Origin of the sequence: Sphingobacterium litopenaei (genome assembly GCF_014692495.1) — a bacterium.
Taxonomy (GTDB): domain Bacteria; phylum Bacteroidota; class Bacteroidia; order Sphingobacteriales; family Sphingobacteriaceae; genus Sphingobacterium; species Sphingobacterium litopenaei.
The window spans coordinates 162,295-177,734 of sequence record NZ_JACOIJ010000001.1 but is presented as its reverse complement, the minus strand read 5'-3'; the positions used below and the strand labels follow the sequence as shown (position 1 = coordinate 177,734).

Sequence of the window (15,440 nt, the reverse complement as noted above, 5' to 3'; positions counted from 1 at the left end):
ATTTATTTCTTAATTTTTACGGAGAGAATGGATTTAGGATTAATTGTCAACGATACAGCTTGATTATTTTTTATCGCGCTGACCGTTACAGCTTCCATATTTTTGGTAGAATTAGTTTCCACAGCACTCACACTATTAAACGCTTGTGGAAAATCAAATTGAACAGATGGTATGATAGCGTCACCTTGATTTTGAATAATCAAAGTATAATCGTTAACGCTTTCATAAGCTGTCAAAAGAATATTGTTATTATTTGGAACTTTATCTACAGCTATTCTCTTACGCTCTGAAGCATATTGTGCATAATGCGACAGTACATAGCCACGTTTCAACACTTCACTTTTTGTTGTGCCATATTCGCCATCTCCAAGCATACTGTAATGTCTTTTCAAATACCACCAGATGTAGGCATTAAAATTAGCTTCCATACAATCGTGCAATTCTTTAGCAAAAATCAAGGCATCATTCCAGCTCCAATCATTCGCAGAATTGTTATTCAACAAATGCTCTGTCATCCAGATTTCCTTATTGTACTGTCTTGCCAAAGGATAATCGCCAATTCCCCCACCATAAAGATGTGTTCCAACAATATCCAAATGTTCACGCGCTATAGGATCGTTTAATACAGGATCCGTAAATTCCTTTTTGAAATTCACCGCTTCCGCAGCTATTACTTTGACTTTGATATCTTTTCCATGATTTTTTATAAAATCCAAAATTTGCTGACCTGTCCATACACATGCATCATATTCTGGATCCCAATCTGGTTCATTCTGTATAGAAACAGCTTCTATGGTCACACCATTAGCAGCCATATAATCAACGAAAGCATTCAAATGTTTGGCATAATCCGCATAATATTCAGGCAATAAATAACCGCCATTTCCACCTCCCTGCTGTTTACTGCTCTTCATATGAGCTGGTGGCGACCAAGGAGAACCAAATATTCTTGCCCCCAAAGATTGTGCTTTTTGTGCAACAGCTAAATCTCTACTCCAATCATTGGAGTTTGGATAAATCATCATACGCAGCATTTTGTATCCAAGACCATTGGCCCCGTACAATCTTTCTATCTCTGCGTTAGTTAATTGGTTTCCTCCTTGCCATAAAGCTGGATTAAGCATTCCACCGAAACCTGTTATCTGTTGATAAGTTGTAGACGACTTTACTTCAAGCACAATCGGCGGTTTAGGCGATTGTTTTACTGTAATCTGCGTAGTTTCACTTGTTAAGACATTTTTAAGCTGAATAGTCTGCACACGCTCCGAATTGGTATTGTTTTCAGAAAAATTGAATTGAACACGAGTTTGATTACTATGCGTAAAACTCCCCCCTTTTAAGAAATTAAATCCTGAAAGAAAACCATCTGTTGGCGTACTAATTTCCCATTCTGTATTGCTCCAAATGATAGTCAATGCTGCTATTCCTGCTTGGGAATCTAACAAAAGTTCTTCTTCTTTGAATCTCAAATCTACATTTTGAGTTTCATCGGAAGATTTTGCACAACCTAGCAATAGTGCACAGGCAAAAAAGATATTAAGAATAAAACTAAGTCTTTTCATGGTTGATTAGTTATGATGTTTTAGAGGAAGTTTTATTTTCTTTAACTCTTCCAGCTCATGAATAGGCCTTTCAATATAATAAGGAATAGGCTTTCTCGAAAACGTCTGAAAATAGAGTAAACAGGCATCTTTCCACCAAACAGCATCTTTAATTTGTATTTTAAGTTTGCTTTGTATTTCTTTAAATCTTTGGGCGTCCACATAGGACTCCATCTTGTCCCAAAGACGCTGATACGCTCGCACATCTTGCACGCCGCGATCATAATGTGTGCATATCTCTTCCCATAAAGTAAGTCCACTTTTCATTTTATGATCCCAAGAAACATGGTGAAACCATAATATGAGGTTTTCGGGACAGGTTTGAATATCATTGAATAAGGATCGCAAAGGCTCATTATATTGCACTACAGCATTACTACCTGAGGTAGTTCGATTAAAACCTACCCCCTTCTCATTAGCATTATGATAATACCAAGGCATCCAATCTGCTCTTCCCCCAGGCATATTGCCCCAAGGTTCGGGACCGTAATGATGATCGAAAGCAAAAATGTGATGTAAACCTAGTGGCATCATATAATTCACTACAGTCTCACGAGAAGTCAACATCATATCAGTGACATCTTTTACAAAAGTTTCATCTTTTGTAAAAGTGAGCTTCAGCCATTCTTTGGCAATATCTTCTGAACTCAGTTGATGATTCCAGGCTAATTTTCCAAACGCAAACCAATTGGCTTGCGCAAAATGATGTCCTGTCCAATTCACATCTTCTCCAATATTTGCAACTCCAGCAATAGCTGATTTCGAAATCTTACGAACAGTACCATCTGTAATTTTAGCAATAGTAGTTCCCGCACCATCTGCATACGCATCACTATCCAGTGTTTCTTTGAATAATGGTGCTAAGTATACCAAGTGATTGGAGAACCCTAAATATTCTTGCGTAATCTGAAATTCAACCATCTGCGCTGTATTTCGCATTGCTCCAAATAAAGGTGTGAACGGCTCTCTTGGTTGAAAATCAATTGGACCATTTTTTATTTGAATAATTACATTATCTCGAAACTGTCCGTCCAAAGGAACAAACTCCTGATAAGCCTGTTTTGCACGATCTTCTTTCGTTGGATTATACACGAAAGCACGCCACATAATCATTCCGCTGTAAGGCTTAATCGCATCTGCTAACATATTCGCTCCGTCCGCATGTGTACGTCCATAATCTTGAGGTCCGGGCTGACCTTCTGAATTGGCTTTCACTAAGAACCCGCCAAAATCGGGAATCAGCTGATAAATTTCTTTCACTTTATTCTTCCACCACAACTGAACGTCTTTGTTCAACGGATCTGAATTTTCCAATCCTCCAATGACTTTAGGAGAAGAAAAATTCACAGACAAATACACTTTGATGCCATATTTTCTAAATATATCGGCTAGGGCTTTGACTTTGGTTAAATATTCGGGCGTCAATATCTGAGGTGACGCGTTTACATTATTTAAGACCGTCGCATTAATACCAATTGATGCATTGGCACGTGCATATTCTTCATAGCGAGGACTCAAAACTTGTGGTAATTCAGCCCATTTCCATAAAGAATATCCTGCGTAACCACGTTCCACTGTACGATCGAGATTGTCCCAGTGATTTAGAATACGAATATCATAAGATGGGATTTCTTCTACATTATAATGGGTTATTTCAGCACCCTCATTTTGCTTTTGCAATATATGATACGCTGCATATAAAAGACCTGCAGGCTTATTAGCAACGATTTGCAGTTTACTTCCTGATGAAGTGATTTTAAAGCCGTCTTTCAGTTTCGTTAATTTTCGGTCTATCAATAGTTCTACATTATTTCCTTTCCAATAATCTTCCAATTCTTGTTTGGCCAGTAAAACTGTAGGATCAACGGATTTTGTTTTAATAGTTCTTTTAGCTGAAATTTCTGCTGAAACTTTTTCAAAACGTAGCCACAATTGACTTCCATCTTCCGCAAAAGTTTGGGTACAGATTAGAATAAAAAGAATATATACAATATGAGCTCTGCGCAACGACATAAAAAAGGTAGATTAGATTGGTTAATTTTCTTACAGAAAGAAAATGCAAATAATAAATAGTAGAAAAAGTAAGCAGGCTTACTTCTTCTACTCAATTTTGAATCACTATTGACCCTCGATGGTAATAATTTTCCCTTCGTTATCGTATTGCAGTTCGATAACTTTCATGCTTCTTAGCCATGTTTTACCACCCGAAGGCACCGAATCATGATGGAATAAATACCATTTATCTTTGAATTGAAGAATACTATGGTGTGTTGTCCATCCCACAACAGGTGTTAGTATAACCCCTTGGTAGGTAAAGGGACCGTATGGATTGTCGCCAATCGCATAGCACAACAAATGAGTATCTCCCGTTGAATAAGAAAAATAATACTTACCATTGTATTTATGCATCCACGAAGCTTCGAAAAAACGTCTTTCGGTATCGCCTTGTTTCAATGGATTGCCTTCTTCGTCAAGAATCAGTACATTTTTTGGTTCTTCAGCAAATTCTAACATATTATCTGTTAGTCTTGCAACTTTTGCTGTCAATGAATCTTCATCAAAGTGTGGTAATACCGAACCATCAATCAGCTTATTATTGCGGTAATATTGCAACTGCCCCCCCCAAATTCCTCCAAAATAAAGATAATAAGAACCATCATCATCTTGAAAAGCACATGGATCAATACTGTAGCTTCCTTTAATTGGATTCTCTTGTGGAATGAAAGGTCCTTCTGGTTTGTCACTAACCGCAACTCCAAGACGAAAGATATCCGTCTTGTCTTTCATAGAAAAATACATATAGTATTTTCCATCCTTTTGTGCTACATCCGAATCCCACAATTGTCTACCCGACCAAGCTATATCCTCTACACCTAATACTTTACCATGATCCACCACTTCAGATTCAATATCTTCCATCGAAAAGACATGGTAGTCTTTCATATTAAAATGATCGCCATTATCATTTTCAGGTACACCGCTCTCCCAATCGTGCGACGGATATATATAAATCTTACCATTGAAGACGTGAGCTGATGGATCAGCCATATAGTCATTTGGAAATAAATATCTTCCCTTGCTCATTTATCTACGTTTCTACTATTTATCAATTATTTTTTTCTACCCAACTCAATTAAATCCTGTACAAACGGTTTTACTTTATACTCGCGATCAAATAATAGCGGATAATCTGTTCTTCCTGGCACAGGGAAACCATTTTTCCATGAATCTCCATCGCCAACACCCCAAAGTGTCACCCGGTCGATTTTATCTTGATGTTTTAGATAGAGTGAAAAGAACTCTTTATAGCGTGCTCCCAATTCTTTCATTTTTTCATCCGGCAAACCATCCACATATGGATTTAATTCTTTTCTGTATGCAACACGATCACTAATTTCCGCCCCCATATTTGGACGACCATTTGGAAGTACAGAAATTTCCATTTCAGTAACCATTACTTTTACTCCTAAACTAGAGAATCTTAGGATAGAATTTTCTGTCTCCTCAATAGAAGGGTGATCTAAGCCATTGTGCTCTTGCATACCGATTCCATGTACTTTGACACCACTATCTATCACTTGCTTCACCATTTTATATATACCCTCACGCTTCGCTGGAATAGCAGTAGAATAATCGTTATAATACAATTCTGTATTAGGATCGGCTTCATGTGCGAATTGGAAAGCCAACTTAATGAAATCCTCACCTACAATCTGATAGAATTTACTTTTACGCCATTCACCATTATCCAAAATCGCTTCATTCACCACATCCCAGCCTCGGATTCTTCCTTTGTATCTTCCTACTACTGTATGGATATGTTTACGCATACGTTCAATTAACACTTCACGGCTCACGTCATTGCCATTAGCATCTTTAAAAAACCATGTAGGCGCTTGTGAATGCCAAATCAAAGTGTGACCTATGATATGCATGCCATGCTTCTCTCCATACTCCACGAATTTATCGGCATCTGTGAAGTTAAATTCTCCCTCTCGCGGTTGGAGATTTTCACTTTTCATACAATTTTCTGCTACAATAGAATTGAAATGCGTTTCGATTACTTCTTTCGCTTTTTCATTCCGCTCCCAAATCTGATTAAGATTTAGAGCCGTTCCTATATAAAATTTGCCGTTATAAGCATCTTTCAATGTATTGCTGGAAGCCTTTGTATTGGAGACAGTTTGCGACTTCGTTGATGAACATGCAACACAAACTGATGTTACACCCACCAAAAGGATTGTCTTAATTATATTCATGTAGTATGTATTTATTTAGAGTTTCTAGTTTCAATTTCATAGTTTATTTTATCGATAACATCATCTTCTAATTCATATTTGGAGATAATGAACATAGCTACAAACAGAAGTATTGCGGGTATCACCACCACTAACCACAATATACCTTGTTGTGCTTTAGCAGATTGTGCAAGGACATTATCCTTATCAAATTCGACATAGGCCAAAACTAATCCTGGCACTACCCCACCTAAAGCCATCCCAGCTTTGTAAAAGATTCCTGTCAATGCGTTTACAATTCCAGATATACGTTTTCCTGTAGTGTATTCCCCAAAAGATATTACTTCTGGCACCAATGCCCACATATAACCTGTTGCCACAATAATACCTGTTGATTTTATAAATTGTGCTACAAAAACCAACCAAATTTGAGATTTAAGTGTGGGTACGACTGAGATAATATAAAGCATCACCATGCCTATTATAGCTACAGTCAAAAAGACATAAAACATCTGCTTTTTGCCAATAGCTCTTTTGATAGCAGGCACCAAAGGCATAAAAATAAAAGCTGGTATTGAGCCCAAAGCCATAAAATAAGGGAGCATTTCTGGAGACTGAATATTATAAATCATATAGTATGATCCTGCGGAATTCCCAATTGCCATCATCGCAAAAGCTGTAATAAAGAAGAACGCTAAAATGCGCAAAGGACCATTATGCTTAAATTCTAGCCATAGATCAGAAACCTTCACATTTTCTGTTTCTTTCTCATCCATAATGACCCGCTCTTTGGTCTGTGTATAACAGAAAATCAACAATACTAGACCGACAAGCGCGTATATTGTCATCGTGATGAACCAAGCTTCTCCTGAGGCACTAGAATTTATTTTTCCATCAGGTGAAAAATATTGGACTATAATTGGCACTCCATAACCCACGGCTAATCCTCCCAAATTTGCCATAAACATACGCGTAGATGTAAGCTTGGTGATTTCGTCCGTATCGCGAGTTAATGATGCGTTCAAAGCCCCATATGGCACATTTATCAGGGTATAAAGCATCGATAAACCTACATACGTAATATATGCATAGGTCAATGATCCTGAAAAACCATTCCAGAAACAAAGTATAGCAAAACCTGTCAGCGGAATACCTCCTAAAATTAAATATGACCTGTACTTTCCTAACTTCGGATTACCTTTGTCGACCAATGCCCCCACAATTGGATCCCAAATCACATCAATAATGCGTACTACCAAAAACATAACGCCAGCTGCTGCAGCTGATATACCAAAAACATTGGTATAAAATATCAGCAAATACATCGACACGGTTTGATAGATTAAATTTTGAGCCAAATCCCCAGAACCAAAACCTATTCGTTGGACTTGAGAAAGCTTATAAAAGCCTTTGGATTCACTCTTTGTTTGTGCATCTAGATTCATATCTCGATTTTATAATTGATTAGTTATAGTTTCATTTTACTTTGAGGCGGACCCAAATATGACCTTTTCAGCCCTCCAGTATCCAAGATTAGTTTTTGAATCACTATGCCATGCTCCAAGGGACGAATACGAATGGTGTATTCTCCTACTGATTTAAACTTGTGCGTAGTTAAATTCTCAATAATGCGCTGTGCTTGCCATCTTCCCAATTCCCCTTTATAATGGCCATTTATATTGTGAATAATCTCAGGCTGTCCATTTATGGATATTGCATATCGCAATCCTTTATTGGCATTAAAATTCAATGTAGGCGATGTCAACACATTTAATTTATGCTCTCCAGGAGTAGAAATTTGGACTTTATATTCTACATATACATTATTATTTAATGGCGCTGTTACTGGAAATGTTGTGATAGCTGATTCTGTCTTTCCTAAATTTGGAATCTCTTCCCAATAGACTTCTCCCGAATTATTTGCTTTAAAATAATTTTTAGCTTCAATAGAGACATATCCATTCTCTTCAACGAAAACCTTCGAAGCATTAGAAGATGGAGTCACATAAGTAACCGCTGGCATAATACTTTTTGGAGGATCATTCCACATTCTATAACCTATCCGAACTTGATCCATCATATGCTTCCATTTTCCATTCGAAAGTTTATGATAATGCTCGGTCAACAAAGAATCTCGCTCAAAGCTAGCTTTCACTTTATCTGCCCAATAATTAGCTTCTACATTATTATTCTTGACCAATTCATCATGCTTTGCTTTCGCATAATACAGGTCATACAAATTGGACATGCCGTTAATAGGGAATAATACCAACTGATCAAAGGCATCTTTGTATGCTATCGGAATCTCACTGTAAAGCCTGTACGCATCAACCAATAATTGTTTATATTCGGCTACTACCCTTTCAAATTCGTTGTAATTTTGCAAGCTATAGATACGATGATCTAATAATTCAGGTGTCACGCGGTGATTAAATTTCGTATACTGATCGATTAGTCGCGCTGCCTCTTTTGCATATTTTTCTCCAAATTGCTGTGCACACCAAGATTCGGTATGATTTAATAAATTAGAAGGTTTAAATTGTTTTGGATTCCACGCCATATCTAAGAAAAAAGATATAGGATATTCCATCGGTTTCAAATCACCAACATTTACCACCCAAATTCTATCGACACCGTGCTCGTATGTTAAATTCATTTGCTCCCATACCCTTGAAATCTGCGAAACATTAATCCACTTGGAATTACGAGGAGCACCCACATAATCAAAGTGATAATACATGCCATAGCCGCCTTTACGAAGCTTCGCATTGAGATCAGGAAGTTTACGTACATTTCCCCAATTGTCATCACAAAACAATAAAGTCACATCATCTGGTACGCGCATTCCTTTTTCATAATAGTCTTGCACCTCTTTATATAGTGCCCACACTTGTGGTGTCTCACTCGCTTTCTTTTTCGTCACATTCTCAATAATCTGACGTTGGTCCTTCACTATTTTTTCCAAAAGGCTCACATTCTGTTCTTCACTCATTGGTTCATCGCCATCACCACGCATTGCAATCGTAAATACAGTTTCCCAATCTTTAGCGCGCTCAACACCTCCTCGCCAAAATTCTTTTAGCCCTTGCTCATTCACACTATAATCCCACGCACCACCATTTCCATGTCTTTTCCACTCCTGTTGAGCACGAGCCAAAGGTTCATGGTGGGAAGTACTCATCACAATCCCCATTTCATCAGCCAGCGCACCATTTGATTTATCGTCATCATAAAAAGCATTACCCCACATAGCTGGCCACAGGAAATTTCCTTTTAGACGAAGAATCAATTCAAATACTTTCTCATAGAATTTGCTATTATAGCCTCCAAATGTGCGATTTGCCCAGCGAGTCAAAGCTGGATATTCATCATTCAAGAATATACCTCGGTATTTTACAGCTGGCTCACCTGCTGTATAAGTTCCAGGCTTAAAATATAGGTTGTTTTGCTTTATCACTGGTACGTCTGCCCAATAATACCATGGCGAAACACCAATCTGCTTAGACAATTCATAAATACCATAAATAGTTCCGCGCTTATCACTACCTGCGATAACCAAGGCAGAATCAACACCTGGCATCGGATTTATAACCAACTTCACAATAAACTTTTCATTTTTGCCTTGTAAATCTTTAGCGTTTATTTTTTTTGATTTTATTATTTGATCGATATAAGTTGAATGACCGATTGTACCTATTAGTATAGATTTCTTAGTTACATTATTTGAAGGTCTCTTAGAAGTAACCTGTATAAAATCTTCTTCCAAATTGTGGATGGCTCTCACTACGCCTTTCCAATCCTGCGTATCATAAAGAATAGGAATTGGATTTCCAGATTCTACCAAACTCATATAGCCTTCCTGCTGATTTGTATACACAAATTGACTAGTAGAAATTTCTTGCGCATGTATCTTCCCACAAAAAAGTAGCAATAAAAATATAAGTGTATATTTCAGACGAATCACGGTAGAAATAAAATTTGGTTTACAATCCAGTTTATAATTAGTTATGGCAAATCTGCCTTTGTTTATATTGTAAAAGTAGTAGTCCATTCAATTAGCATATGATACATATGTATTATTAAAGAATAAAAATGTTTAAAAAGCCGATTTATCACTATAAATCGAGAATTTCCGCAACGAAAAGACTTTCCGAGAAGAACATCTTAATAAAAAGAGAGGGCATTATTTGCAGTGCAAATAATACCCTCGGATTCACGATTTTATATATTACCTAATTATTGAGCGAAACTTACCTGGTAAGTTTTAACCACTCCATTGTAATCAAATTTTACGACTGCAGGCTCCTGTAAAGATTTGGCTTGAGTGATAGAAACCTTTACATTTTTGTTATCCGAACTCGCAGTAACTTTTGGTAAATCAGTTAATTTTTCAGCATATTTTGCTTCATACAAATCATATCCTACTATACCATTCATATCCGTCGAACGCACGGGTGTTTTAGGAATTTCTATAGCTTTACCATTTACCATAATATTTACTTGAGGAACTAATGGTCTTACTAAAGGTTTGTTTTTAGCACTAAAGCCCAATCCACTCAATTCGTACAATAATTCTCCTTCGCTTCCTTCAGTAACCAAGAAAATGGCGTGTTTCTTATTCAAATGATCAACAAACTTGGATACATCTATAGTGAATTTTTGTTCTGTTGAATTCGCGTTCGCTGGAACTACAATTTCTCCAATTTTTGTCCCCTTCCAAGTGGCATTTGCCCAAGGGCCATCCAACCAAACCTGTACTTTAAATGATTTTTTTGATTTTGGAATTAAGAATAAATTGAATGCTGTCTTATTGCCTTTCTGCGTGCCTTTAAAAGCTTTCAATCCATATTGGTCTTTTGCTAAACCGCCAAATCCAAAATATTTATAACCCAGAATAAGACCATTTTTAGCATGTACTGGCATATGATTGTCCCAAATATCCCAAGAATCCTGTTGTGCGCCTACGTCAGACAAATAACTAGCATATCCTGCAGAATAATACTGATAGGGGTCTAATCCATAAAAATGAAAACCTTCGGAAGTCACTTCAGCACCTTTATATTCATTGCCTTTGCTATCTTTTGCTGTCCAAATGCTATTCTCACCATAAGGATCAAAAGCGCGAATACGAACAGAACCTCCGTCGGCTACTGATTTTTCATCCCATTCAATTTTTACTGGCGCTACGACTGCTTGTCGTGCAAAACCAAAATTACGCGGTGGTCTATGGTAAAACACGTACCATTGCCCGTTTATTAACTCTAAACTTCCATGTGTATTGTGTCCACCATTTGTGCCAATCAAAGCTGATCCATCCTCATTCAACACAGGCCCTCTTGAATCCACCAACACGCCCCCACTTTTCCATGGTCCTAGAGGAGAATCTCCTACCAAATAACGTAATGTAGAATTTGAACTTCCCATCCCATACTCTGGCCCCGAATAACCACTGTATACCGAAACAAACTTATTACCTACTTTACGAATAGACGAAGCTTCGAAAAAGTTAAACGAACCTAAATCTTCTCCCGGTAAAATATGCGGATATACTGTTCCTTCCGGATCACGCAAGACACCATAACGCGCACTCGCTGGAATAAATCTATCGATTACTTTTGTGCCAGGACGAACAGAATACATCGTATTTTGGTCTAATTCTGCTGCTAAAGATCGTTGAAAACCCCAATACGCATATGCTCTGAAACCAATTTCATAATCTGGATCTTTTGGATCATCAATTTGTTCCACATACACAGCAGGATCAAAACCCAAGATAGACCCTGGAATAGTACGCTTGCCGTCTTCTGTTAAGTTGATCGGATTAAACGGACCATCAGGACGATGGCTTTTAGCTACCATGGCTTCTCGATTGGGTCCACGACTATGTGGATACAAATAATATTCTTTGACGCCATTTCTACGTTTTACCTCTACTAAGTCTGGAGCATACATGACATCCCATTTACCATCAGATTGATACGTAAAAATGGGACCTTCGTCACGCCAACTAGACAAATCTTCCACTGGTGCAGACCACATTCTGATATCAGGTCCACAATAACTCGTAAGACGCAGATCATGAGATCCTATGATATAAGCACGATATTTACCTGGCTTATCTGGATCTTCAAAAACACGTGGCTCGCCATCTGGCAAATGTTCCCATAAAGGCAGGTATGGATTTCCTGCTGCCTTATGTACGAACTTTATCGCGGCATTGCTGGGTTGTAGTTGCGTACTCGGCACTTGAGCATAGCTGGAAGACAATAATGCGAATGTCGTTCCTATAACAAGGGCCATTTTCTTCTTAAATTTAAAGTTATGTCTTTTCATAGTTAATAATATAGGGTAGTTACCAATCATCCGTTCGAAATGGGGAAGCCAATAAACCTTCTTGATTTATTAAATTCGCGTCTTCTGGATTATCTGACCAAGCATAGCGAACGGCTTTAGGTTGTTTAATGTCTGGATGACTCACTACAATTCGGTCTCCCTTAATTACAGCGTTCGCCCAAACAAATTTTTTATCTTCTCCGGCTATTGCAAAATGTTTCAATAGCTCATTATTTTTCACTTTCAATTTACTTCCGTTCTCTTCGAAGGAAATTTCAATTTTATCATTGATAATTTTAAAACTGTCATAAACTGGTCCTGAGGAAATTAATTTTTCTTTATATACTACAGAACGAGCGCCTAACATTAGTCTTTTTGCAATATCTTTTTTATTTAATGGATGGATATCATTCCATTCTCCTGTATCATAGGTAGTTGCCAAGAAAGTATTTGGAACTTTTTTTGAAATTTTAAACTGGGCATCCCGAATTCTAGCCCAACCTGAATCCGTTGGTTGTTCCCGTTTTTGCATAAAATTAGGAAGCTGAACAAAAAGAAAAGGTAATTGCTGATTATTCAAAAGCTCTCTCCAATCTGAAACCAAAAGTTCTAACAATCGCTCATAAGGTTGTGGATTACCCGCATTCGTCTCCCCTTGATACCAAATCACACCTTTCAAAGCATAATCGCGTAACGGATAGATCATACCATTAAACAAACCAGAACCAGCGGATCTGCTATTGGATATTTTGGATCGAAATTGCGAAATCTTGTTTAAATCTATTCCGATTTTGTATTTCCATTCTCCTGTTAAGTATACAGTAAAATCATCCACTTGCAATTTATACTCCTTATCTGCAACAAACTCACCATTGCCATTATTGGCACGTAACCGCACTACTATTGTATTCTCTCCTGATTGTAATACACCACTTGGAATATTATACTTTCGCGGTGGATATTGATAAGAAGTACTACCTATAAATTTTCCATTTATAAATACGGAATCACTATCTGTTAAATTGCCCAAATACAATTTACCTTGTCTTCCTTCTTTTTGAGATGGAATATCAATTGTTTTTCGATAATATACTACGCCTCTATTCTTGATGCCTTGCTCTCGCCATGTAGCAGGAATAAATGTTGTATTCCAATCCTTGTCATCAAAATCATGTCGTGTCCAATAGGGCATTCCTTGATCTTTATCATAGTATTTAAGACTATCCAAAGCTTCAAAATCGACAACCGAAGCAGGAAATTCTTTCAAATTACCCTGACTAATCCAGCTTTCAATAGCAGATCCCCCTAGACTCGAAACCAACATTCCTTGTGGGATTTTAGTATGATTATATGCTTCTTGTGCGTAAAAGAAAGCTAAAGCAGTCCAATTCATAACTTCTGAAGCAACTCCTGAAAACCATTTTCCACCGTTGAGAATATTTTCCTGTAAAGCAAGCGCAGTATTTTGCGTCGGCACTTTGAAATATCTAATCATATGGTTATTTGAGACATTTACTTCAGGAAATCTTTCCACTAATCTTTCGATCGGAGTTTCCATATTAGACTGTCCCGAACACAACCACACATCTCCAAATAAAATATCACGAATCACTATTTCGTTTATCTCTAGGATATGGGGGCCACCCGCAGGTTGGGCCGGTAATTCTACAACCCATTTTCCTGCATCGGAAGCTGCTGTATAATAATATTTGCCAGCAAATCGTACCGTCACTTTTTCTTGTGGATCAGCCCAACCCCAAATTTTTAATTTTGTATCGCGTTGCAAAACCATTTTATCACTGATCATGGACGGTAGCCGAACTTCTGCCTGAACAGGTAAAGCCAAGATTAATAGAAGTACTATTTGCAATAAATATTTCATGACATTCTAAGATTATCAGTTCTTGCCAAATTTCCAGTAATCAAAAAATAAAATATTTGAAGGCGCATTACCCTTCGCTATAAAATATAGATCGTGAACGCCAGTGATAGCATTATCTAATTTGACCTCTACATTCGCCCATCTATCATCTCCTCCAGTCAATGGTACTTTTACTGTTGCTATCAGCGTTCCATCCACACTTCCAGAACGAACTTCCAATGTAACGCCACCATTATGTGTAGTTCCCACACGGGCAAATAATGAGCGTGCAGCTGATGTACCAAAGTCAACATTTTTTATACTTGTAAAAGCGTCTTTCTTTTTAGCTTTTACAAAAACACCGACCTTTTTATTCTGAAAAGACTTGAAATCTTTTGACCAAGAAATCGTTTCCGCTTGATTAATTTCAAAAGGATTAATAGTTGCCAAAGGCTTTAGAATACCTTCAGTCATTTTGATCGGAGAAATACTTCCATCTTTATTGAACTTTAATTCTTCAACCGCCACGGAGCGTGTAAAACCAGTTCCTCCTGGTAAAGCGGCATTATGGTAAAAAAAGTAAGTCTTTCCTCTAAAATCTATTACACCAGGATGGTTTGTAAAAGCGCCTCCTTCACGCGCCATTACGACTCCTCCATATTCCCACGGACCTTGTGGACTTTTACTCATAGAATAGCCTATAAATTCCGGAAGTGGACCTCCCGGCCAAAACAGATAGTATAGATTGTTACGTTTGTAAAGCCAAGGTCCCTCCTCATATTCTGTTGGCCTTTTAGGATCTCCTTCGCGTTTACCAAAAGCTTTTTCCACCATCGGCACGTTCACAACTTCTCCTGAATAAGAAATCATGTCCTCATTCAATTTGATATATTTTAAATCAGGATTTCCCCAATACAAATGGGCTTGTCCATCATCATCTATGAATACGGTTGGATCTATATCACCCCAATCCGTTTGAACTAATGGTTTTCCTAATACATCGTAAAAAGGTCCTATGGGACTATCACCTACAGCTACGCCAATTGCTGGTTTATTATTTTCTTTCGCAATAGCAGGAACATACAGATAAAACTTTCCGTTCTTCTCGATACATTGTGCTGCCCAAGCGTCACCTTTAGCCCATTCAAAATTTGAATACGACATTATTACCCCATGATCGGTCCAATTGACCATATCATTGGTTGAATATACACGCCAGTTGTTCATATTGAACCAAGTAGATTCATCTTCATCGTGCGTAGTATACACATACAATCTATCGTTATAAACCATAGGAGCAGGATCTGCCGTGTAATTCGTTTGAATAATCGGATTCTGCGCAACAGCAGTTGTTGCACCGAAGAAAGTATATAGTAAATAACTGATTAGTTTCTTTTGCATATTAAT

General features: G+C 37.6%; 9 protein-coding genes. All 9 read right to left on the bottom strand.

Translation table 11 applies throughout. From position 1 onward, the window contains the following. Positions 1 to 2 precede the first annotated feature (2 nt). The 9 genes from H8B04_RS00745 to H8B04_RS00705 all read right to left on the bottom strand — a co-directional run bounded on the left by H8B04_RS00745 (position 3) and on the right by H8B04_RS00705 (position 15,434). Positions 3 to 1,562 carry a hypothetical protein gene (locus H8B04_RS00745; protein ID WP_190301135.1) on the bottom strand — a complete coding sequence of 520 codons (1,560 nt, stop codon included), beginning with the start codon at positions 1,560 to 1,562 and terminating at the stop codon, positions 3 to 5. A 6-nt stretch (positions 1,563 to 1,568) separates the two neighbouring features. Then, on the bottom strand, positions 1,569 to 3,614 hold the full coding sequence (locus tag H8B04_RS00740; RefSeq protein WP_190301134.1) for an alpha-glucuronidase: 2,046 nt from the start codon (positions 3,612 to 3,614) through the stop codon (positions 1,569 to 1,571). A 105-nt stretch (positions 3,615 to 3,719) separates the two neighbouring features. Beyond that, the gene (locus H8B04_RS00735) at positions 3,720 to 4,685 is read right to left on the bottom strand and encodes a glycoside hydrolase family 43 protein (RefSeq protein ID WP_190301133.1); all 966 of its coding nucleotides are present in this window, start codon (positions 4,683 to 4,685) and stop codon (positions 3,720 to 3,722) included. A gap of 26 nt (positions 4,686 to 4,711) precedes the next feature. Beyond that, complete coding sequence (locus H8B04_RS00730; protein WP_190301132.1) at positions 4,712 to 5,860, bottom strand: endo-1,4-beta-xylanase; 1,149 nt, start codon at positions 5,858 to 5,860, stop codon at positions 4,712 to 4,714. 11 nt (positions 5,861 to 5,871) lie between these two features. Beyond that, positions 5,872 to 7,284, bottom strand: a complete 1,413-nt coding sequence (locus tag H8B04_RS00725; protein ID WP_165289943.1) for an MFS transporter — start codon at positions 7,282 to 7,284, stop codon at positions 5,872 to 5,874. Positions 7,285 to 7,307: 23 nt separating this feature from the next. Then, positions 7,308 to 9,689, bottom strand: a complete 2,382-nt coding sequence (locus H8B04_RS00720) for a glycosyl hydrolase 115 family protein (RefSeq protein WP_223815186.1) — start codon at positions 9,687 to 9,689, stop codon at positions 7,308 to 7,310. A gap of 386 nt (positions 9,690 to 10,075) precedes the next feature. Continuing rightward, positions 10,076 to 12,172: a glycoside hydrolase family protein gene (locus tag H8B04_RS00715; protein ID WP_190301130.1), complete on the bottom strand. Its 2,097-nt coding sequence runs from the start codon at positions 12,170 to 12,172 to the stop codon at positions 10,076 to 10,078. Between the two features lie 19 nt (positions 12,173 to 12,191). Then, a complete protein-coding gene (locus tag H8B04_RS00710; protein ID WP_165289940.1) occupies positions 12,192 to 14,054 on the bottom strand; it encodes a sialate O-acetylesterase in 1,863 nt (620 codons plus the stop codon). 15 nt (positions 14,055 to 14,069) lie between these two features. After that, positions 14,070 to 15,434, bottom strand: coding sequence for a glycoside hydrolase family 43 protein (locus H8B04_RS00705; RefSeq protein ID WP_190301129.1), 1,365 nt, complete (start codon positions 15,432 to 15,434; stop codon positions 14,070 to 14,072). Positions 15,435 to 15,440: the final 6 nt, after the last annotated feature.

Bases quoted from the DNA above. Each gene is read 5' to 3' on its own strand.
- H8B04_RS00745 (WP_190301135.1), bottom strand. From the start codon at position 1,562: ATGAAAAGACTTAGTTTTATTCTTAATATCTTTTTTGCCTGTGCACTA.
- H8B04_RS00740 (WP_190301134.1), bottom strand. From the start codon at position 3,614: ATGTCGTTGCGCAGAGCTCATATTGTATATATTCTTTTTATTCTAATC.
- H8B04_RS00735 (WP_190301133.1), bottom strand. From the start codon at position 4,685: ATGAGCAAGGGAAGATATTTATTTCCAAATGACTATATGGCTGATCCA.
- H8B04_RS00730 (WP_190301132.1), bottom strand. From the start codon at position 5,860: ATGAATATAATTAAGACAATCCTTTTGGTGGGTGTAACATCAGTTTGT.
- H8B04_RS00725 (WP_165289943.1), bottom strand. From the start codon at position 7,284: ATGAATCTAGATGCACAAACAAAGAGTGAATCCAAAGGCTTTTATAAG.
- H8B04_RS00720 (WP_223815186.1), bottom strand. From the start codon at position 9,689: ATGAGTTTGGTAGAATCTGGAAATCCAATTCCTATTCTTTATGATACG.
- H8B04_RS00715 (WP_190301130.1), bottom strand. From the start codon at position 12,172: ATGAAAAGACATAACTTTAAATTTAAGAAGAAAATGGCCCTTGTTATA.
- H8B04_RS00710 (WP_165289940.1), bottom strand. From the start codon at position 14,054: ATGAAATATTTATTGCAAATAGTACTTCTATTAATCTTGGCTTTACCT.
- H8B04_RS00705 (WP_190301129.1), bottom strand. From the start codon at position 15,434: ATGCAAAAGAAACTAATCAGTTATTTACTATATACTTTCTTCGGTGCA.